At 65.9% G+C, this 20793-nt stretch carries 20 protein-coding genes and 1 tRNA gene; 10 read left to right on the forward strand and 11 right to left on the reverse strand.

The window, feature by feature from the left end; translation table 11 throughout:
* The first annotated feature begins 123 nt into the window (after positions 1 to 123).
* Positions 124 to 2949: a DNA polymerase I gene (gene polA, locus BMG03_RS06700; protein ID WP_075776177.1), complete on the forward strand. Its 2826-nt coding sequence runs from the start codon at positions 124 to 126 to the stop codon at positions 2947 to 2949.
* On the opposite strand, the gene BMG03_RS06705 is transcribed toward polA, so the two are convergent.
* Positions 2943 to 3179: a DUF2798 domain-containing protein gene (locus BMG03_RS06705; RefSeq protein WP_075776176.1), complete on the reverse strand. Its 237-nt coding sequence runs from the start codon at positions 3177 to 3179 to the stop codon at positions 2943 to 2945. The two genes, polA and BMG03_RS06705, sit on opposite strands and share 7 nt — an antisense overlap.
* A gap of 266 nt (positions 3180 to 3445) precedes the next feature.
* On the opposite strand from BMG03_RS06705, the gene BMG03_RS06710 reads away from it, so the two are divergent.
* Positions 3446 to 4408, forward strand: a complete 963-nt coding sequence (locus tag BMG03_RS06710) for a cation diffusion facilitator family transporter (RefSeq protein ID WP_075776175.1) — start codon at positions 3446 to 3448, stop codon at positions 4406 to 4408.
* Positions 4409 to 4417: 9 nt separating this feature from the next.
* Here the strand turns inward: BMG03_RS06710 and BMG03_RS06715 are convergent, their stop codons facing one another.
* Both BMG03_RS06715 and BMG03_RS06720 read right to left on the reverse strand, forming a co-directional pair.
* Positions 4418 to 5167 (reverse strand): hydroxypyruvate isomerase family protein, encoded by a 750-nt coding sequence (locus tag BMG03_RS06715; RefSeq protein WP_075776174.1) that lies wholly within the window; start codon positions 5165 to 5167, stop codon positions 4418 to 4420.
* Between the two features lies 1 nt (position 5168).
* Entirely contained in the window at positions 5169 to 5762 is a 594-nt protein-coding gene (locus tag BMG03_RS06720) for a DUF1285 domain-containing protein (RefSeq protein ID WP_075776173.1), read from the reverse strand.
* A 72-nt stretch (positions 5763 to 5834) separates the two neighbouring features.
* Between BMG03_RS06720 and BMG03_RS06725 the strand changes: the two genes are divergently transcribed.
* The 7 genes from BMG03_RS06725 to BMG03_RS06755 all read left to right on the forward strand — a co-directional run bounded on the left by BMG03_RS06725 (position 5835) and on the right by BMG03_RS06755 (position 14721).
* Positions 5835 to 6851, forward strand: a complete 1017-nt coding sequence (locus BMG03_RS06725; protein WP_075776172.1) for an AAA family ATPase — start codon at positions 5835 to 5837, stop codon at positions 6849 to 6851.
* Complete coding sequence (locus BMG03_RS06730) at positions 6848 to 7768, forward strand: DUF58 domain-containing protein (protein ID WP_244271008.1); 921 nt, start codon at positions 6848 to 6850, stop codon at positions 7766 to 7768. The genes BMG03_RS06725 and BMG03_RS06730 overlap by 4 nt, the downstream gene beginning before the upstream one ends.
* Positions 7768 to 10509, forward strand: coding sequence for a DUF4159 domain-containing protein (locus BMG03_RS06735; RefSeq protein WP_075776171.1), 2742 nt, complete (start codon positions 7768 to 7770; stop codon positions 10507 to 10509). The genes BMG03_RS06730 and BMG03_RS06735 overlap by 1 nt, the downstream gene beginning before the upstream one ends.
* Positions 10506 to 12635, forward strand: a complete 2130-nt coding sequence (locus BMG03_RS06740) for a hypothetical protein (protein ID WP_075776170.1) — start codon at positions 10506 to 10508, stop codon at positions 12633 to 12635. Before BMG03_RS06735 ends, BMG03_RS06740 begins: the two co-directional genes overlap by 4 nt.
* Positions 12636 to 12718: 83 nt before the next feature.
* Complete coding sequence (locus BMG03_RS06745) at positions 12719 to 13642, forward strand: carbohydrate kinase family protein (protein ID WP_075776169.1); 924 nt, start codon at positions 12719 to 12721, stop codon at positions 13640 to 13642.
* Positions 13639 to 14088, forward strand: a complete 450-nt coding sequence (gene dtd / locus BMG03_RS06750) for a D-aminoacyl-tRNA deacylase (RefSeq protein ID WP_075776168.1) — start codon at positions 13639 to 13641, stop codon at positions 14086 to 14088. The genes BMG03_RS06745 and dtd overlap by 4 nt, the downstream gene beginning before the upstream one ends.
* 51 nt (positions 14089 to 14139) lie before the next feature.
* Entirely contained in the window at positions 14140 to 14721 is a 582-nt protein-coding gene (locus BMG03_RS06755; protein ID WP_075776167.1) for a thymidine kinase, read from the forward strand.
* A 3-nt stretch (positions 14722 to 14724) separates the two neighbouring features.
* On the opposite strand, the gene BMG03_RS06760 is transcribed toward BMG03_RS06755, so the two are convergent.
* The 7 genes from BMG03_RS06760 to BMG03_RS06790 all read right to left on the reverse strand — a co-directional run bounded on the left by BMG03_RS06760 (position 14725) and on the right by BMG03_RS06790 (position 19406).
* Positions 14725 to 15843 (reverse strand): beta-ketoacyl-ACP synthase III, encoded by a 1119-nt coding sequence (locus BMG03_RS06760; protein ID WP_075776166.1) that lies wholly within the window; start codon positions 15841 to 15843, stop codon positions 14725 to 14727.
* A 42-nt stretch (positions 15844 to 15885) separates the two neighbouring features.
* A complete protein-coding gene (locus tag BMG03_RS06765) occupies positions 15886 to 16833 on the reverse strand; it encodes a 2-hydroxyacid dehydrogenase (RefSeq protein WP_075776165.1) in 948 nt (315 codons plus the stop codon).
* Positions 16833 to 17168 (reverse strand): tRNA-binding protein, encoded by a 336-nt coding sequence (locus BMG03_RS06770; protein WP_075776164.1) that lies wholly within the window; start codon positions 17166 to 17168, stop codon positions 16833 to 16835. The genes BMG03_RS06765 and BMG03_RS06770 overlap by 1 nt, the downstream gene beginning before the upstream one ends.
* The gene (gene proC / locus BMG03_RS06775) at positions 17165 to 17977 is read right to left on the reverse strand and encodes a pyrroline-5-carboxylate reductase (protein ID WP_075776163.1); all 813 of its coding nucleotides are present in this window, start codon (positions 17975 to 17977) and stop codon (positions 17165 to 17167) included. The genes BMG03_RS06770 and proC overlap by 4 nt, the downstream gene beginning before the upstream one ends.
* 26 nt (positions 17978 to 18003) lie before the next feature.
* The gene (locus tag BMG03_RS06780) at positions 18004 to 18507 is read right to left on the reverse strand and encodes a type III secretion system chaperone family protein (RefSeq protein WP_075776162.1); all 504 of its coding nucleotides are present in this window, start codon (positions 18505 to 18507) and stop codon (positions 18004 to 18006) included.
* A gap of 284 nt (positions 18508 to 18791) precedes the next feature.
* Positions 18792 to 18867, reverse strand: a tRNA-Ala gene (locus BMG03_RS06785).
* Between the two features lie 86 nt (positions 18868 to 18953).
* Positions 18954 to 19406, reverse strand: coding sequence for a thioredoxin domain-containing protein (locus BMG03_RS06790; protein WP_075776161.1), 453 nt, complete (start codon positions 19404 to 19406; stop codon positions 18954 to 18956).
* A 68-nt stretch (positions 19407 to 19474) separates the two neighbouring features.
* Between BMG03_RS06790 and BMG03_RS20695 the strand changes: the two genes are divergently transcribed.
* A complete protein-coding gene (locus tag BMG03_RS20695; protein WP_157771565.1) occupies positions 19475 to 19651 on the forward strand; it encodes a hypothetical protein in 177 nt (58 codons plus the stop codon).
* Positions 19652 to 19655: 4 nt separating this feature from the next.
* Here the strand turns inward: BMG03_RS20695 and BMG03_RS06795 are convergent, their stop codons facing one another.
* Positions 19656 to 20789, reverse strand: coding sequence for a TFIIB-type zinc ribbon-containing protein (locus BMG03_RS06795; protein WP_244271009.1), 1134 nt, complete (start codon positions 20787 to 20789; stop codon positions 19656 to 19658).
* Positions 20790 to 20793 lie beyond the last annotated feature (4 nt).

Genomic DNA, 20793 nt, shown 5'->3' on the forward strand with positions numbered 1-20793 from the left:
AGACAGCGAAGCGCGCACCCAAGGCTCGGGCGCGGCCCTTCACGCTGAGCGGTCGCCGATCCTCTTTCCCTCTGCACCCCCCTGTGGCACAACCGGGGCCAACGCGCGAAGGAGGGCTCCGCAATGGCATTCGGCAAAGGCTGTCACCTGCATCTGATCGACGGTTCGGCCTTCATTTTCCGCGCCTATCATGCGCTTCCGCCGCTGACTCGCAAATCCGACGGGCTGCCGATCGGGGCGGTCTCCGGATTCTGCAACATGCTGTGGAAATACATCGAGGACGCCAAGGGCTCCGACGCGCCGACCCACGCAGCCGTGATCTTCGACAAGGGCAGCCACACCTTCCGCAACGACCTCTACGATCTCTATAAGGCAAATCGCGACGAGATGCCCGAGGAACTGCGCCCGCAGATCCCGCTGACACGCGAGGCAACAAAGGCGTTCAATATCGCCTGCGAGGAACTGGCGGGCTACGAGGCCGACGACATCATCGCGACGCTCGCCCGGCAGGCCCGCGAGGCCGGCGGTCGCGTCACGATCATCTCGTCGGACAAGGATCTGATGCAGCTCGTCGGCGGCGGGGTCGAGATGTTCGACGCGATGAAGAACCGCGCGATCGGTGTCGAGGAGGTCGAGGCGAAGTTCGGCGTCGCCCCCGAGCGCGTGATCGACGTGCAGGCGCTCGCAGGCGACTCGGTCGACAACATCCCCGGCGCCCCCGGCATCGGCGTGAAGACGGCGGCGCTTCTGATCAACGAATTTGGCGACCTGGAGACGCTGCTCGCACGTGCCTCCGAGATCAAGCAGCCCAAGCGCCGCGAGACGCTGATCGAGAAGGCCGAGCAGATTCGCCTCTCGAAGCAGCTGGTAACTCTAGACGATCAGACCCCCATCGAGTTCACGCTCGACGATCTGGAAATCCGCGAGCCCGATGTCGATACGCTGATGGGCTTTCTCAATGAGATGGAGTTCCGCACGCTGACCCGCCGCGTGGCCGAGAAATTCGGCGCCGAGCCGCCGCCCGCGCCCGTCGTCACCGACGTGCCGGCAAGCCATGTCGACCCCGCGCCGGAGGTGGACCAGCCGCCCTTCGATCCCGACAGCTATGTCTGCATCCGCGATGCCGAGACACTGACGCAGTGGCTGGATGAGGCCCGCGCCAAGGGCTGGGTCGCGGTCGACACCGAAACCACGTCCCTCAATGACATGAAGGCCGAACTGGTGGGCGTGTCGCTGTGCACCGAAGCGGGCAAGGCGGCCTATCTGCCGCTCGCACATATCTCCGGCGGCGATGATCTTTTCGGCGGCTCCGAACGTGTCGCCGGCCAGATGGACTTCAAGGAGGCGCTGGCGCTCCTCAAACCCGTGCTCGAAGACCCGGCGATCCTGAAGATCGGGCAGAACATGAAGTATGACTTCAAGATCTTCGCCCGGCTCGGGATCCGCGTGGCGCCGATCGACGACACGATGCTGATGTCCTACGCAATGTTCTCGGGGCTGCACGGCCACGGGATGGATACGCTCTCGGATCGCTATCTCAATCATCAGCCGATCCCGATCAAGGAACTGATCGGCACCGGCAAGAGCCAGATCACCTTCGACAAGGTCGAGATCGAGAAGGCTACCCGCTACGCCGCTGAGGACGCCGATATCACGCTGCGCCTCTGGCAGCAGTTCAAGCCGCGGCTGCATCGCGAACGCGTCACCACCGTCTACGAGACGCTGGAGCGTCCGATGGTGCCGGTGCTGGCCGATATGGAAATCGCGGGCGTGAAGGTCGACGCCTCGGTGCTGTCGCGCATGTCCAACGCCTTCGCGCAGAAGATGGCGCAACTCGAAGACGAGATCGCCGAGATCGCGGGGCAGCCCTTCAATGTCGGGTCGCCGAAACAGCTGGGCGAGATTCTGTTCGACACGATGGGCGTCGAGGGCGGCAAGAAGGGCAAGACCGGGGCCTATGGCACGGGCGCGGATGTGCTCGAAGACGTGACCACGATGGAAGACACCAACCCGCAGGCCGCGCGGCTGGCGGCACGTGTGCTCGACTGGCGGCAGATCTCGAAGCTGAAATCGACCTACACGGATGCGCTGCAGACCCATGTCCATCCCGAAACGGGCCGCGTCCATACCTGCTACTCGATCGCGGGCGCGAATACCGGACGTCTGGCCTCGACCGATCCGAACCTGCAGAACATTCCCGTGCGCTCCGAGGAAGGCCGCCGCATCCGCGAGGCGTTCGTGGCGCGCGAGGGCTGCAAGATCGTCTCGCTCGACTACAGCCAGATCGAATTGCGCATCCTCGCCCATGTGGCGGATCTTCCCGAGATGCGCGAGGCCTTCAAGGAAGGACTGGACATTCACGCCGCGACTGCCTCGGAGATGTTCGACGTGCCGCTCGACCAGATGACGCCTGAGATCCGCCGTCAGGCGAAGGCGATCAATTTCGGCGTGATCTACGGGATTTCCGGCTTCGGCCTTGCCCGCAACCTGCGCATCCCGCGGGCCGAGGCGCAGGGCTTCATCGACCGGTATTTCGAACGCTTCCCCGGTATCCGCAAATACATGGACGACACGGTGGCCTTCGCGAAGGAGCACAAATACGTCCAGACCCTGTTCGGACGTAAAATCCATACGCCCGATATTGGCGCAAAAGGCCCGTCGGCGGGCTTCGCCAAACGCGCCGCGATCAACGCGCCGATCCAGGGGGCGGCGGCCGATATCATTCGCCGCGCGATGGTGCGGATGCCCGAGGCGATCGACGGTCTCCCGGCCCGGATGCTGCTACAGGTGCATGACGAACTGATCTTCGAGGTCGAGGACGCCGCGATCGACGACCTGATCAAGACCGCCCGGGCCACGATGGAAGGCGCGGCGGAGCCGGTGATGAAGCTCTCGGTGCCGCTTGTCGTCGACGCGGGGCAGGGGGAGAGCTGGGCCGCCGCTCACTGAGCCGCGGGTTGACGCACGAGGATATTGGTCACGCGCCGCGCCAACGGCGCGACCAGCAGCACCGAAGGATAGGCGAACATCCAGCTCGAGAGCCAGCTTGCCGCCCAGAGCGCCGGAAAGTCCTCCACAAGCCCCGTCGCCCGGTAGGTCGCCACGCCCGAGACCAGAAATGACATGATCCCCGACAGGATCAGGCTGAAGACGAAATGGGCATAGCGCGCGGGGATCATCGGGTCTCCTTCTCGGGTCGGAAAATTCTCCGCTCGCATTTTGGTGATTGAACGTGAGGAGGCAACGCACAAACCTGTGTGCTGATCCGCGCGAACGAGTTGTCTCGCATTGACCCCGCCGCCGCGCAATGTTGAGACTGCGCATGCCTCCGGCGGGGATATTTGGACCAAGCCGAAAATGCGGGCATCGCGTTCGACTTCGCCCCAACATCCCCTGCGGAGCGTCCCAACCGCGCCTCAGGCGCCGAGATTCGAGAAAAGCGCCCATGCCCCACGATCATTACCACCACCACCATCTCGACGCCGATACGAGCGATAACCGTGTGCTCTGGGCGGTGGTCGTCAATGTCATCCTGACGGTCGCGCAGGTGCTGGGCGGGGCGATCGCTGGCTCGATGGCGCTGATCGCGGACGGGGTTCATAATTTCTCCGACGCGGCGGCGCTGGTGCTGGCCTTCGGGGCGCGCAAGCTGGCCAAGCGCGGGGCGGATGCCGCGATGAGCTTCGGCTGGTCGCGCGCCGAGGTCATCGCGGCCTTCGTCAATTACGTCGCGCTGATCCTGATCTCGCTCTGGCTGATCGTGGAGGCTGTCGGGCGGATGATCGATCCGCCTCAGGTCGATGGCTGGATCGTGGTCTGGCTCGCGACGCTGGCGCTGATCGTCGATCTGGCGACGGCGGCGCTGACCTATGCGCTCTCCAAGCACAGCCTGAACATCCGCGCGGCTTTCCTGCATAATCTGGCCGATGCCGGGGCGTCGGTCGCGGTGATCGTGGGCGGTGTCGTGATCCTGCTCTACGACTGGAAGATGGTCGATCCGATCCTGACCATCGGCATCTCGCTCTTCATCCTGTGGCATGTCGCCACCGATCTGAAACCGGTGCTGCGCATCCTGATGCTCGGTGCGCCGCCCGAGAAGGACAGCACCGAGGTACGTCGTGCGCTGGGGGATGTCGAAGGCGTCGAGGGTGTCCACCACGTCCACCTGTGGCAGATCGACGAGCGGCGCGTCTCCGTCGAGGCGCATCTCGTGCTGGCGGAGGGGCGGAATTACGCAACCGTCATTGCGCGGGCCAAGGATATGCTGGCACACCAGTTCGGCATCCATCATGCGACGCTGGAGCCGGAAAGCGCGGATCTGGGCTGCGCCGACCACAAGGCACATGACGACCACGCGGCTCGCGATCACGACCATGCTCATGAGCACGGGGCGCACCCCGCGCATTGAGCGCGGGGCCTAGCTTAGCCAGTCCAGACTTTCCGGTGTGCTGCCCTTCGGCATGTACTCCGCCGAGACGTAGCCATCATAGCCTGCCGCATCGAGCGTCGCGAAGAAGCCCGCGAGATCGCTTTTGCCCGAACCGGGCGCGCCCCGGCCCGGCGCATCCGCGAATTGCACATGCGCCGCGCGATGCCCGTGCGCGGCCCAACAGCCCGCCAGATCGCCGGTCAGAATCTGCGCGTGATAGGCGTCGAATTGCAGATGTAGGTTCGGGGCAGCGACCGCGTCGAGCACTTCCGCCGCGAGATCGAAGCTGTCGAGGAAATAACCGGGCATGTCGGTCGGGTTGACCGGCTCGATCGTCAGGACCCGTTTCGGCGCGCGCGCCGTCGCCCATTTCAGGTTCTCGATATAGGTCGCGCGGGCCTCCGCCCCTTCGGCCTTGCCCGCCATGATATGGATGGCGCGTGGCTTCAGGATATCGGCGAAGCGCATCGCGCGGTCGAAATCGCGGCGGAAGCGTGCTTCGCTGCCCGGTACCGCGGCGAAGCCACGATCGCCGCCGGTGTAATTCGGCGGCGGCACGTTCATCAGCACGAAGCTCAGGTCGTGGCGGATCAGTTCGTGGCGCATCTCTTGCGCGGAAGCGTCGTAGGGAAACAGCACCTCGACCGCGTCGAAGCCGGCTTTTCTTGCCGCTTTGAAACGATCCATGAAAGGCAGTTCGGTGAAGAGGAACGTCAGGTTCGCGGCGAACTTCGGCACGTTACAGCTCCGCCGCGCGCAGGATCGGGAAGAAGCTGCCAGCCGAGATCACACCGGTCCAATCTTCGCCCTCAAATTCGCGGGTCACGGCGAGATCGACGAGCCGGTAAAAGCTCTTGCGGTCGATCAACGCCTCCAGTCCGCGGCGCACATGCAGATAGGGGCGGGGCTCGCCATCCTCGCTATGTTCCACCCGGATCGCGTGGTCTGCATCGGCAAGAACCACGTCGCCCACATTGGTCGTGAAGCGAATCGACTGGTCGTCGCCCTCGCCCTCAGCGGTGAAATCGACGGCGATGAACGGCGCGTCCTCGACCCGGATGCCCACCTTCTCGACCGGGGTAACGAGATAGTATTTCCCGTCCTCCAGTTTCAGAATCGATGAAAACAGTCGCACCAGCGCCTCGCGGCCGATCGGCGTGCCAAGATAGAACCACGTCCCGTCGCGGCGGATCTCCATATCGAGGTCGCCGCAGAAGGGCGGATCCCACAAATGCACGGGCGGCGGGCCCTTTTTGCTGGCTTTCTTGGCTGCATCCGCAAGCCCATCTGCCGTGGGGGAAGAGGTCGAAACTGTCTGTTTGTGATCCGTCATGCAAATTTGGCCGTTGGTCGGAGCGTGGATATCTGCTTTGCTGGCAAGATAGGCATCAACGGGGAGAATGTCATGGCCGAGCCCGAAAAGCTGATGGAAGATATCGAACGACTTGGCGGCAAGCTCGCACAGGCGCGCGCCTCGATCGACCGGCGATTCATCGGGCAGGATCAGGTGGTGGAGCTGGTTCTGGCGGCGATGCTGTCCGGGGGGCACGCGCTTCTGGTCGGCTTGCCGGGCTTGGGCAAGACGCTTCTGGTCGAGACGCTGTCGACCGTGATGGGGCTGGGATCGAACCGCATCCAGTTCACGCCGGACCTGATGCCCGCCGATATTCTGGGCTCCGAAGTTTTGGAAACGGCGCCCGACGGCAGCCGCGCGTTCCGCTTCCTCGAAGGCCCGGTCTTCTGCCAGCTGCTGATGGCGGACGAGATCAACCGCGCCTCGCCCCGGACCCAGTCTGCGCTTCTTCAGGCGATGCAGGAACGCGAGGTCACCATCGCCGGCGAGCATCGCCCGCTTGGCCCGCCCTTCCACGTTCTCGCCACGCAGAACCCGATCGAGCAGGAGGGCACCTATCCACTGCCCGAGGCCCAGCTCGACCGTTTCCTCGTTCAGATCGACGTCGATTACCCGGATCGCGAGACAGAGCGCTCGATCCTGCTGGCGACCACCGGTGTCGCGGCGGAGGGCGCGCATACCGTCTTCACCCCGGCCGAACTAATCGAGGCGCAGGGGATCGTGCGGCAGATGCCCGTGGGCGAGAAGGTTGTCGATGCGATCCTCGATCTGGTGCGGCGCTGCCGTCCGCGCGAGGCTGAGGCTCCTGACTTCATCCGCGATGCGCTGGCCTGGGGACCGGGGCCGCGGGCCGCGCAGGCGCTGATGCTGACCGTTCGGGCGCGTGCGCTGATCAATGGCCGACTGGCGCCGACGCTGGACGACGTGCAGGCAATGGCCCGCCCGGTGCTGATCCACCGCATGGCGCTGAGCTTCGCGGCCCGCGCCCGGGGCGAGACGTTGGGCGACCTGATCGACCGCGCCGTGGCAGAGGTCACCGGGCCGCGCGCCGCCGGGGCCGCCGCTTGAGCGTGACCTCCGATACCACAGCGTCGGGGCCCGCCCCCGCGCTGAGCCTGCGCCGCGAGGCGGAAGGGGCAGCCTCTGCGCTGCCTCCGCTGCTGGTCGCGGCGGAGCAGTTGGCGGCGACCGTTCAGATGGGGTCGCATGGGCGCAGGCGCGCGGGATCGGGCGAGGAATTCTGGCAATACCGCCCCGCCCATGCGGGCGACGAGCTGCGCTTCGTCGATTGGCGGCGCTCGGCGCGCTCGGATAGCCAATATGTGCGCCAGCGCGAATGGCAACTGGCGCAATCGGTGCATCTGTGGGTCGATGATGCGGCCTCGATGCGCTTCACCGGGGCCGAGAGCGGTCGCAACGCCCGCGTCACCAAATCCGAGCGCGCGCGGGTGTTGGGCCTCGCGCTCGCGGTGCTGATGGTGCGCGGCGGTGAGCGCGTGGGGCTGACCGGCCCTCTCGCACCACCACGGCCCGGACGCGCGCAGCTGATGGAGCTTGCGGGCCTTCTGTCGCGCGAGGCGGGCGTGCAGGATTACGGCGCGCCCGAAATCGCGGGCGTCACGCCGCAATCGCGCGTGGTGCTGCTGTCGGATTTCTTCGGTGATCTCGGCCCGATCGAAGCGGCGCTGGGGCGTCTGGCGGATCGTGGCGTGTCGGGCGTGATGATGCAGGTGCTCGACCCCGACGAGGAAGCCTTCCCCTATGACGGGCGCACGATCTTCCAGTCGATGACCGGCGCTCTGGTCCATGAGACGCGCAAGGCTGGCGATTTGCGTGCGCGTTATCTCGACCGGCTGGCCGCACGGCGCGATCAGCTCGCCACGCTTGCGCGCAGCGCGGGCTGGCAGTTCTCGACCCATCACACGGGCGATCCGGCGCAGGTGGCGCTGCTCTGGCTCTATTCCGCGCTCGAAAGGGGGCGCTGATGTGGATGCTCGGCCCTATCGGCTTCACCGCGCCCTGGCTTCTGCTGGGGCTGGCTGCGTTGCCGATCATCTGGCTGATCCTGCGCGCGGTACCGCCCGCACCGATCCGCAGGCGCTTCCCGGGCGTCGCGCTGCTTTTGGGCCTCAAGGACGAGGAAGTGCAGGCCGCGCGCACGCCGTGGTGGCTGCTGGCGCTCCGTCTTCTGGCGCTGGCCGCCGCGATCATCGGTTTTGCCGGGCCGGTCCTGAACCCACAGCGGGTCGTGCCCGGAACCGGGCCGCTCCTGATCGTGGTCGACGGTAGCTGGGCCTCTGCCCGCGATTGGTCGCGCCGGGTAGAGCGGATGACGGCGGCGCTGAAGGATGCGCAGCAGGCGGGCCGTCCGGCAGCTGTAATTTCGCTGGCCGATCCGCCGCCCGCACAGGTGAGTTTCACGGATGCGGGCGCGCTGATCCAGTCGCTCCCCGGCATCCAGCCGCAGCCTTGGGCGCCGCAGAACTTCGACGCCGCAAACCTGCCGGACGGGAATTTCGAGACGCTCTGGCTGTCTGACGGGTTGGCCCGCGACGGCCGGGCCGGTGTTCTGAGCGCGCTGGAGGCGCGCGGTCCGGTCAAGGTCTGGCAGCCGCAACTGCCGGTTCTGGCGCTGGGCGCGGCCCGGATCGAGGATGGCGCGCTCGTCGTGCCCGCGCTTGCCTCCACTATTCCGCCCAGCCCGCGCGATGTCGCCGCTGTAGGGCGCGATCCGGCGGGTGTCGAGCGCGAGCTGGCGAGCCAGCCGCTTCAGTTCACCGACAGCCGCGAAACAGAGCTGCGTTTCGATCTGCCGCCCGAGCTACGCAACCGTATTACCCGGATCGAGGTCACGGGCATGCGCTCGGCCGGTGCGGTGAGCCTGACCGATGACGCGGTCAAACGCCGCAAGGTCGCGATCCTGTCGGGTGCGCGCGACCGCGAGGGGCTGGAGCTGCTCTCGCCCACGCATTACCTGCATCAGGCGCTCGCCCCGACGGCGGACCTGATCGAGGGCACCCTTGCCGACGTGCTGACCGCCGATCCGGACGTGATCATCCTCGCCGATATGGCCGATCTGCCCGAACAGGCTAAACTGCAGGAATGGGTCGAGAAGGGCGGGCTGCTGATCCGCTTCGCAGGGCCGCGCATGGCCAATGCCAATCTCGACGCCGACACGTTGCTGCCGGTGCAGCTGCGTGCCGGAGGCCGCTCGCTGGGCGGCACGATGAGCTGGGGCGATCCGCGCGCGCTGGCGCCCTTCCCGGAAAACTCGCCCTTCACGGGGCTGACGGTGCCCGACGACGTGACGGTGAAGGCACAGGTCATGGCGGAGCCCGCGCCGGACCTGAGCGAACACACGATCGCCGCGCTGACCGACGGCACGCCGCTCGTCACCCGCGCCAAGATGGGGCAGGGGGCGGTCGTGCTGTTTCACGTCACCGCCAATGCCGAATGGTCGACCCTGCCGCTGTCGCTGCTGTTCCCGCAGATGCTGGAACGGCTCGCGGTCTCTGCCCGGCCCGCCGCGCCGGAAGAGGCTGATCTCGCAGGCCAGACCTGGGTGCCGCAGAAGCTGCTCGACGGGTTCGGGCGGCTGCAGGATGCAGGCGCTGCCGCAGGTGTGCCGGGCGAGGAGCTGGCCAAGGCCGAGCCGGGGCCGAAGCTGCGCCCCGGCATCTACACCGCCGAGGACCGCTCGGTCGCGCTGAACGCCCTGCCGCGCGGCGCGACGCTTTCGCCCGCGAGCTGGCCTGCGAATGTCCCCGTCGAAGGGGCTTTCGAACAACGCGAAATGCCCTTGAAAGGCTGGCTTCTGGGGGCTGCGCTTGCGGCGCTTCTGCTGGACATCCTCGCGACGCTGGCGCTCTCGGGCAAGCTCTGGGGGCCGCGTGCGATGAAGGCCGCCGCTTTCGGGGCCGCCGTGATCCTCGCAAGCTTCGCGCCGCCGCAAGCCCATGCCGAGGATATGGATCCGGCGCGCGCGATCGAGGCTGCGTCCAACGTGGTTCTGGCCGCGATGCCCACCGGCGATGCCGAAGTTGACCGGGTTTCGATGGCGGGGCTGAAGGGCCTGTCGCAGGTTCTCAACCGGCGTACCACGGTCGAGCCTTCCGCGCCGATGATGGTCGATCTGAAGAACGACGATCTGGCCGTCTTTACCTTCATCTACTGGCCGATCACGGCAGATCAGCCTGCACCGAGCCCGATGGAATATGCCAAGCTGAACCGCTACCTGCGCGGCGGCGGGATGATCCTGTTCGACACGCGCGACGCCGATATCGCGGGCTTCGGCGAGGCGACGCCCGCAGGCAAGCGTTTGCAGGCGCTGGCCGCGCCCTTGGACATTCCGCCGCTCGCGCCGATACCGGATGATCACGTACTGACCCGCACCTTCTACCTTCTGCAGGATTTCCCCGGTCGCTATGATGGCACGATCTGGGTGGAGGCTCCGCCAGCCGATGCCGAACGCGCCGAGGGGATGCCGTTTCGCAACCTCAATGACGGGGTGACGCCGGTGGTGATCGGCGGCAACGACTGGGCCTCGGCCTGGGCCGTCGACGATCGCGGGATGCCGATGTTCCCGGTGGGGCGCGGCCGCACCGGCGAGCGTCAGCGCGAAATCGCGGATCGCTTCGGGGTGAACCTGATCATGCATGTGCTGACCGGCAACTATAAATCCGATCAGGTCCATGTGCCTGCGCTTCTCGAAAGGCTGGGGCAATGAACGGGCTGTCGGTCATCTTCGCGCCGCTTCTGCCATGGCCTGTGATCGCGGGCGCGGGCGCTGTGGCGGCCGTTCTGCTGGCGCTGGCGCTCTGGCGCGGGCTCAAGGGCTGGGCGCTGCGGGCCTTGGCCGCGCTGGTGCTGCTGGCCGCGATCGCGCAGCCCTCCTTGCAGCGCGAACAGACCACGCCACTGTCGAATATCGTTTTGCTGGTCGACGACCGGTCCTCCTCGCAGAAGCTCTCGGATCGCGGGCAACAGACCGACCGCGCCGTGGCACGTCTGCAAGCGCAGCTCGATGCGATGCCTAATGTGGAGACGCGCCGGATCACCGTTCCGGACGGGGCCGACAATGCCGGCACTGAGCTGGGCGCGAGCCTCGCCGAGGCGCTGGCCGCCGAGCCGCGCGCCCGGGTCGCGGGGGCGCTGATGGTCACCGACGGGCAGGCCCATGACGCGCAGCTTGCCCCCGATCTGCCCGCGCCGCTGCAGGTACTGCTGACCGGCAAGCGCAGCGACTGGGATCGTCGTATCCTGATCGAGACCGCGCCTTCCTTTGGCATTATCGGTGAGGAAACCGATATCCGTCTCAAGGTCGAGGATATGGGCGCCGTTCCCGAAAGCGCGGGCGGCGTGGCCGATCTGACGATCTCGATCGATGGCAAGGATCCGAAAAGCTACAAGGTGCGCACCGATCGCGATCTGGAGCTGCCGCTGACGCTGACCCATGGCGGGCAGAACGTGGTGCAGTTCACCCTGACGCCGCTGGATGGAGAGCTGACCGACCGCAACAATGTCGCGACCGTGCAGATCAACGGCGTGCGCGACCGGCTGCGGGTGCTTCTGGTCTCGGGTCAGCCCCATGCGGGCGAGCGGACGTGGCGCAACCTTCTTAAGTCGGATGCGGGCGTCGATCTCGTGCATTTCACCATCCTGCGTCCGCCGGAGAAACAGGACGGCGTGCCGGTGACGGAGCTGTCACTGATCGCCTTCCCGACGCAGGAGCTGTTCGTCGACAAGATCGACCAGTTCGATCTGATCATCTTCGACCGCTACGGCGCACGGGGTATCCTGCCGTCGGCCTATTTCGACAACATCAAGGATTACGTCGAGCGCGGCGGCGCGATCCTCGTGGCCGCCGGTCCGGAATTCGCAACCGTCGAGAGCCTCTATCAGACGAGCCTTGGCGACATCATGCCCGCGCGCCCCACCGGCCGCGTCATGTCGGAAAGCTTTCTGCCGCGCCCGACCGATCTGGGCCTGCGCCACCCGGTGACCGCCGGGCTGGAAGGGGCACCTGCGCCCGAGGGCGAGGATACGGCCGCCGAGAAAGACGGCCCGCATTGGGGGCACTGGCTGCGCCAGATCGAACTGACGAGCCCCACCGGCGAGGTCGTCATGTCCGGGGCCGAGGGCAAGCCGCTGCTGGTGCTATCGCGCGAAGGCGAGGGGCGGGTGGCGCTTTTGGCGTCCGATCAGGCATGGCTCTGGGATCGCGGCTATGACGGCGGTGGGCCACAGCTCGAATTGCTGCGCCGTATCGCGCATTGGGAGATGAAAGAGCCTGAACTGGAAGAGGAGGCACTCTATGCCGAGATCGATCCCGGCGCGCTTTCGATGCGGATCATCCGTCGCACGATGGAAGATACCGCGCCGCCGGTGACCGTGACGCTGCCCGATGGCTCGACGCAGGAAGTGCCGCTGACCGAGACCGCGCCGGGTCGCTTCACCGCGCGCTGGACCGCGCCCGAGGCAGGGCTCTACCGGCTCAAGGACGGCGATCTGGAGCGGGTCGTGGCGATGGGCCCCGCCAGCCCGCGCGAGTTCGAACAGACGATTGCCAGCGGGGATCCCCTCGCTGCCGTGGTCGAGGCGTCGAATGGCGGCGTGACGCGGCTCGAAGACGGGGTGCCCGATATCCGCGAGGTGCGTGCGGGGCGACCCTCGGCAGGGCGCGGCTGGATCGGCATCACGCCGCGCGGCGCAACGGCCACCACCGATATCCGCGTGCAGCCGCTGATGCCCGCCTGGGTCTGGCTGCTCCTCGCAGCGCTGCTGACCGTGGGGGCATGGCTGATCGAAGGGTGGAATCGGCGCGGCGGTGGCGGCGGGCCGAGCGCAGCGTGACCCAAGCGGGGATTGCCCGGAGACCGCTTCGCGTGTAGCAGGTGTTAGCGGTATCGGAACGCGAAGACGGAGGAGAGGCCCCGATGATCCTGAGCTGTGGTGAGGCACTGATCGACATGCTCCCGCGCGAGAGCGCGCAAGGCGAGCCGGCCTTTGCGCCCTATCCCGGAGGAGCGGTGTTCAATACCGCGATCGCGCTGGGGCGGTTGGGGGCGCGCTCGGGTTTCCTGTCGGGGCTGTCGGAGGATCTGTTCGGGCAGATGCTGGTCCACTCACTCTCTGATAGCGGCGTCGATGCGGGGCTCTCGGTCCGCTCGGACCGGCCCACGACGCTGGCCTTTGTGACGCTCACCGACGGCCATGCGAGCTACGCCTTCTACGACGAGAATACCGCGGGTCGCATGCTGAAGATCGAGGATATGCCTGCGATCCCGGCAGAGGTGAAGGCGATGTTCTTCGGTGGCATCTCCCTGCCGGTCGAGCCCTGCGGCGCGGCCTATGAGGCGCTGATGCTGCGCGAGGCGGAGAGCCGCGTGACGATGATCGACCCGAATATCCGTCCTGGTTTCATCCGCGACGAGACGGCCTATCGCGCGCGGCTTGAACGGATGTTCGCCGTGGCCGATATCGTGAAGGTCTCGGACGAGGATCTGCGCTGGATCGAAGGGCCGGGCACCATCGCCGATCTCGCGCGCGGGCTGCTCGCCAAGGGGCCGAAGCTGGTCTTCGTCACCGAAGGCGCGACCGGCGCGCATGGCTTCTCGAAGCACTGCGAGGTGTTCGTGCCCGCGCGCAAGGTCGAGGTAATCGATACGGTCGGTGCAGGCGACACGTTCAACGCTGGCGTTCTGGCGGCGCTGGATCGCGCCGATGCTCTCGACAAGCGCAAGCTTGCAGGAGACGAGGAAGAATTGATCTCCGACTGCCTCAAGCTGGGCGTGGCCGCCGCTGCGGTCGTCGTCAGCCGGGCAGGGGCCAACCCGCCCTGGTCGGACGAACTGGCATGAGGGCGCTGGTCCAGCGGGTCTCCGAAGCCTCGGTCACCGTCGACGGCAATCGCATCTCCGAAATCGGGCCCGGCCTTCTGATCCTGTGCTGTGCGATGCAGGGTGATGACGAGAAAGTGGCCGAGAAACTGGCAGAGCGGGTCTCGAAACTGCGCATCTTCAAGGACGAGGCGGGCAAGATGAACCGCGCGGTGGGTGATATTGGCGGCGCCTGTCTGGTGGTCAGCCAGTTCACGCTGGCCGCTGACACCTCGCGCGGCAACCGCCCCGGTTTCTCTGCCGCCGCACCGCCCGAAGAGGGCGATCGGCTGTATCGGCATTTCGCCCGGCACCTCGAATCTCTGGGCCTGCCGGTCCAGACCGGGGCGTTCGGCGCGGATATGAAAGTGGCGCTTCTGAACGACGGGCCGGTCACGATCTGGATGGACAGCGCCGACCGTCCGTGAACGTCGCTGGGGCAGTCTTGCTCCCCTGAAAATCGCGGGCTATTGCAGGCCATGGCCAAGCTCTACTTCCATTATTCCACGATGAACGCGGGCAAGAGCACGATCCTCTTGCAAGCCTCCCACAACTATATCGAACGCGGGATGGAGACGTTCCTCGTGACCGCGCGGCTCGACAATCGCGCGGGCGACGGGCGCATCGCGAGCCGGATCGGCATCGGTGCGGAGGCGGCCTGTTTCACCGAAGAGACCGATATGTTCGCGCTGATCGAGAAGCGCTTGGCGGACGGCCCCTGCGCCTGCATCTTCGTGGACGAGGCGCAGTTCCTGACCGAGACGCAGGTCTGGCAGATCGCTCGCGCGGTCGATGACCTGCGCGTGCCGGTGATGTGCTACGGGTTGCGCGTGGATTTTCAGGGCAAGCTGTTCCCCGGCTCGGCGGCGCTGCTGGCGCTCGCCGACGAGATGCGCGAAGTCCGCACGATCTGCCATTGCGGCAAGAAGGCCACGATGGTGGTGCGGATGGGCCCGGACGGACAGGCGCTGCGCGATGGCGATCAGGTGCAGATCGGTGGCAACGAGACCTATGTCAGCCTCTGCCGCCGTCATTGGCGCGAGGCGATGGGAGAGGCCTAAGCCTCAGATCTTCTCGACCACGACCGAGCCCACCGAATAGCCCGCCCCGAAAGAACAGATCAGCCCGATCTCGCCCGGTTTGAAATCGTCGGAATATTTCGAAAACGCGATGATCGACCCGGCAGACGACGTGTTGGCGTAATCCTGCAGGATATTGGGCTGCTCGCCCGGCTCGGGATCGCGGCCCAGAACTTTCTTGCCGATGAAGTCGTTCATTGATTTGTTCGCCTGATGGAGCCAGAGGCGGTGCAGGTCCTCGGTCGCCACGCCAGTCTCAGTGAGGTGGTCGTGGATATGGCCCGCCACCATTGGCAGCACTTCCTTGAAGACCTTACGGCCCTCCTGCATGAACTGCATGTCGCGGCGGTCGGCCACGCCATCGGGCCGGGTGCGGCGCAGGAAGCCGTTATTGTTGCGGATGTTGTTCGAGAACTCCGTCGCGCAACGGGTGGAACGGATCAGGAAGCCATGTGGCGCATCCTCGCGCCGTTCGATTAGCGTCGCGGTCGCCACATCGCCGAAGATGAAATGGCAATCCCGGTCGCGCCATTCGAGATGGCCCGAGGTGATTTCGGGGTTCACGACCAGCGCGCGCCGCACGGAGCCGGTGCGGATCATGTCGGCGGCGGCCTGAATGCCGAAAGTGGCCGAGGAACAAGCGACGTTCATATCGAAGGCGAAACCGCCCGCGCCGAGAAGCTTCTGAACCTCGATCGCGATGGCGGGGTAGGCGCGTTCCATGTTCGAGGCCGCGCAGATCACCAGATCGACGTCCCCGCCCGTGCGGCCCGCCATCTTCAGCGCCTTGTGGCAGGCATCGAGCGCGATCTCGGCCATGATGCCGGGTTCGTCATCCGAGCGCTGGCGCAGGCGCGGATACATGCGCGTGGGGTCCAGCACGCCTTCCTTGTCCATCACGTAGCGCTGCTCGATACCGGAGGCTTTCAGGATGAACTCGACCGAGCTATGCGGCTTGGCCTCGATCTCGCCTGCGGCGATGGCCTCTGCGTTCTCGGCGTTGAACAGATCGGCATAGGCGTTGAATGCTTCAACCAGTTCGGCATTCGTGATGACGTGTTCCGGCGTATAGACCCCGGTCCCGGTAATGACGGCTTGATGCATCGGATCCTCCTTGGCAGAGCCTCCCGCCAAGGAGGTGAAAGGTCAAGACGACACGCGATTGGGCGGCGTGTTGCCGTCACGAAAGGCGATGAGGTTGTCGACCGCCATGTGGCCCATGTCGTCGCGCACCTCAAGAGCGGCGGTGCCCAGATGCGGAAGCAACGTGACGTTATCCATCTCGCGCAGGGCCTCGGGGACGTCGGGCTCGCGCTCATAGACGTCAAGGCCCGCGCCCGCGATCACATTGCCCTGCATCGCCGCCACCAGTGCCGCCTCGTCGACGATATCGCCGCGTGCGATATTGATGAGATGCGCATGCGGCTGCATCTTCGCGATCTCGGCGGCGCCGATCAGGTGATGCGTGGCGGGGCTCGCCGGCACCGCGATTACCACGAAATCGGAACTGGTGAGCAACTCGTCCTGGCTCAAGTGCGTCGCGGGGAAGCCCGGGTTGACGGGGGTGCGCTTGGTGTAAGCCACCTCCATGCCGAAGCCGAAATGGCAGCGCTTCGCAATTGCCGTGCCGATGCGGCCCAGACCGATGATCCCGACTTTCTTGCCCGAGACGTGCTGGCCTAGGAATTGCGTCGGCGTCCAGCCGGTCCACTCGCCGCGCCGCACGAACCGCTCGCCCGCCGAGGCGCGCCGTGCGCTCATCAGGATCAGCATCATCGCGATATCGGCGGTGGCGTCCGTCACCGCGCCCGGCGTGTTGGTCACCGTGATGCCCTTCGCCTCGGCGGCGGCCACGTCGATATGGTTATAGCCGACCCCGAAGTTGGCCACGATCTTCGCGCGCGGGCTGCCCTCGAAGGCCGCCGCCGTCACCTTGTCGCCAAGCGTGACGAGAAGCGCGTCATACTCGGCCAGAGCCGCGCGGGTTTCCTCCTCGGTCATCGGCGCGGCCCCGTTGCGGAAGGTCACGTCGAATTCGCGCGCCACGCGGGCCTCGACTTCGTCGGTCAGCTTGCGGGTCACGAGGAGCTTCATCAATACATCCTCCCGCCGATCGGGACGTCCTTGTCGGGCGTCAGCAGCACGACCTCGCCTGCCTCGTCCGGCACGCCGAGCACCAGCGCCTCGGACATGAACGGTCCGATCTGGCGCGGCGGAAAGTTGACCACGCCGAAGACCAGCTTGCCGACCAGCTCCTCGGGCGCGTAATGCACCGTGATCTGGGCGGAGCTTTTCTTCACGCCGATCTCCGGGCCGTAATCGACCCAGAGCTTGATCGCGGGCTTGCGCGCCTCGGGGAAGGGCTCGGCCTGCGTGATCCGGCCGCACCGGATGTCGACCTTCATGAAGTCGTCGAAGGAGATGGTCATTTCCCCAGCTCCCGGTTGCGCGCGATATTCGCGGCGACCGCTTTGCGCATCAGGGGCGGCATGCCGGTCTCGGGGTCCATCAGAACCTCGAGCGCCGCTGCCGTGGTGCCGCCGGGCGAGGTGACGTTCTCGCGCAGCTTCGACGGGCTCTCGTCGCTATCCTCGGCCAATTGCCCCGCGCCGCCGACGGTCGCCTTGGCGAGCCGCAGCGCCAGGTCGGGATCGAGCCCCTCGGCCTCGCCCGCTGCCGCCATCACCTCGATCAGGTGGAAGACATAGGCCGGGCCCGAGCCGGAGACGCCGATTACCGCATCCATCTGGCCCTCGTTGTCGAGCCGCACGACCTGACCCACGCCGGTCATCAGCGCATCTGCCGTGTCGAGATCGTCACTCGTCGCGTTCGGATTGCCGACGATCGCGGTCACGCCACGGCCGATCGCGGCGGGCGTGTTGGGCATGGCGCGCACCAGACGCGCCTGCTTGCCCAGCATCTTCTCGTAGCCCTCGATGGTGATCCCCGCGGCGACGGTGACGAACAGAGTATCGCCTTCGGCCATGGCCGACAGCTGCGGCAGCGCGTCGGCCATCATCTGCGGCTTCACCGCGACGAGGACGACAGCCGGGTGGTCGGGCAGTTCGGCGTTGAGATTCACGCCGGACTCTTTCAGCCAGTCGGATGGATTCGGATCGACCACCCAGACCGAAGCTGCGGGCAGACCGCCCTTCAACAGCCCCTGAAGGATCGCGCCGCCCATGCGTCCGCAGCCCAGAATGACGAGGCCGCGGTCGGAAATGTTATCAAAGCTCATGCTTCCCCCTTTGGTTCGGGGGGAGATTAGGCGCGCCCGTAGGCCTCCGCAATGGCCACCTGCATCGCGTCTTCGGGAGTGCGTTCGCCCCAGGTCGCCAGCTGGAAAGCCGGGTAGAACCGCTCGGAGGACACGACAGCCGCGCCGATCAGCCGGTCGATCTGCTCCGGCCCGGGCATCTGCCCGCCCGATAGCACCAGCCCGTGCCGCCAGACCATCAGCCGCTGATCGGGCCAGAAGGTGAAGGCGCCGGTCCAGACCCGGTCGTTGATGCGGTTGAGAAGCTCGTAGAGCGCGCCCTCACGGGTCGCGGGCGGGTCCATCTCGAAAGTGGAGATCAGCCGCAGGGTTTCATCCATCGGCGACCAGGCGAGGGTGATCGAGTAAGTCCGCCACTGACCCTCGACCGCCATTGCGATCTGGTCATCGGTAACCCGGTCGAATTCCCATTCATGGGCTTCGGCCAGCGTCTCGACGATGTCGATCGGGTGGAGTTCCTCGGCGTACAGATAGTCTTCGCTCAGTGCCATGCTCGTATCCCCCTGCCTTTTTAGATGCCCGGAGTGCAGCTCCCCTAGGGCTTGTCGGCTTTACAAGGAACGGCGGTAGCAGCCGCCTTTCCCTACAACATATCGTGTAGGCAGGTTTGCGTTCTGTAAAGCAATTTGTGGTGGATAAGCCGGGCGGGTGCCACGAAATCTGGGGATAGTTCATCCACAAAGCGGGGCCATTGTCTGGCTCTCTTCCGCTAAGTATTTGAGATCGCTTTGAAACGCAAAAAGCGCCCGAAGGTCGGGCGCTTTTTGAGGCGGTTTGGTGGAGCCTAGGGGGATCGAACCCCTGACCTCGTCATTGCGAACGACGCGCTCTCCCAGCTGAGCTAAGGCCCCGTACCGTGGCGTGGTATTTCGCGCAAGGCGCGGGCGTTGTCAAGCGGCCCGCCCGCGCCGCACGCTAAAATTTCTGCCGATCCGCTTTATGCGGGCACCGAGATTTTCGACTTCACGAAATTGACCAGATCGCCTGCCGGGCGCGCCCCTGCGGCACGGGCGACCTCGCGCCCTTTCTGGAACAGGATGAAGGCGGGAATGCCCTGAATCCGGTAGCGTTGAGTCGCGGTAGGGTTCACCTGTGTGTTGATCTTCGCGAGCCGCACATGCGGTGTCAGCTTCTCTGCGGCCATGTTGAACTGCGGCGCCATCGCCTTGCACGGGCCGCACCACGGCGCCCAGAAATCGACCAACAGCGGCAAGTCGTCCTTCTCGGCCTTGGCGAGCGTCTTGAAATCTACTTCCGTCACCTTGTGCGAAACGAGCCATCCGCCGCAGGTGCCGCATTTCGGGTTCGCGCCCAGCTTCTCGGCGGGAACGCGGTTGGCCTGTCCGCAATCGAGGCAGGTCACACGATAGCTTTGAGAGGATTGGGTCATGTCACCCCTCCGTTACATTGGGTTGAAAGATATATCGGGAACCCACTTCGGCTTTGCAAGGAGACGACATGACGCGCTGGAAAGAGCTGAGCCCCGAACGCCAGATGGATCTTCGCGCCGCCTATGACATCGAAATGGCGCGGCACACCAATACCTGCTCGATTGACGAGAAGATTGCGCGCTTCGCCGAATGGCTCGCGCCGCAGGGCGTCGCCTTCGGGATGGAAGACTCGGCAAAAGGCTGATCTCTCAGCGGCCCTTCAGGTAGAAGAACACGCCCGCCACGATTAGTGCAGCAATCACCGCCAGTGCGATCTTCCAGGCCGACCACGGGCGATCCCCGCGCACGCGGCCCGTCTGGGCGTTGACGACGAAGCGGTAGGAGCGGCCGCGGAACTTGTACGCGGCGGTCCAGATCGGTAGCAGGATATGCTTGAAGGTTTCGGCCGAGAACTGCGGGTCCATCGCGCCGATCCGCTGCTCGTCGCCGCCGATATCGCGACGGATGTCGGTCTGGATGACGCGGATCATCTCTGCCTGCGCGGCATGATGGCCCTCTTGCAGTTGCACGGTGTAGCCCTCGGCGGTGAAGCCCGCTAGGTAATCGCGCCGGTAGGGTTCGAGTGCCGTCAAATCCCAAGGGCGCAGCGCCTGCACGTACTCGGGCGACAGCGAGCGCGCGGCGTAGATCACCACATCGTCGAAATCGCGCGCGACCTGACCCGAGACCGGGGTCCAGCGGATGCGGCGGACCTGCTCGGTGCGGGGGCCCTTGTCGGTCTGCACCGTGCGCGTGACGTAGTAAGCATCGCCGCGCTGCCCGGAATAGCGCGTGCGGGTGGCGGCATCGAAGGTCCAGAAGGGCGCGTAGATGCCGGTCATGCGCCGGCCTTTGCGGGCATATTGCGACAGCCCGTTGGGCGCGAACCACAGCGAGCCGAGCCATTTCGAGAGCGCCGCGCGCGCCTGTTCCTCGGTCAGTTGGAAGGGGAGCACGCCTTGCGGCTTGATCAGCCGCGTCGTGCCGGTATCGACCACCACCGGCGTCGCGCAGAACGGGCATTCGGTCGCGTGCTCGCCATTCTGCAGCTCGATCGAGGCGCCGCAATTGGGGCAGGAGACGGTGCGGTGCTCCTCCATCTCCTGCGCGGGCAATTCGCGGGTCAGCGCATCGTCGAGCGGCAATTCGCGCAAACGGGCCTCACCGCGCCCGGTGGCGGAGGGAATGTCCTGCACATGGCCGCAGTGATCGCAGACGAGCCGCGTCTGGCCCGGCGCAAACCGCAGATCGGCGCCGCAGCTTTCGCAGTGATAGTGGCTCTCGCCGCGTGGGTCGGCAGGGGCGGCAGCTGCGCTCCGCCCCACTTTTGGGAAACCCAGCATCGGA

This window comes from Thioclava nitratireducens (assembly GCF_001940525.2).
GTDB lineage: Bacteria > Pseudomonadota > Alphaproteobacteria > Rhodobacterales > Rhodobacteraceae > Thioclava > Thioclava nitratireducens.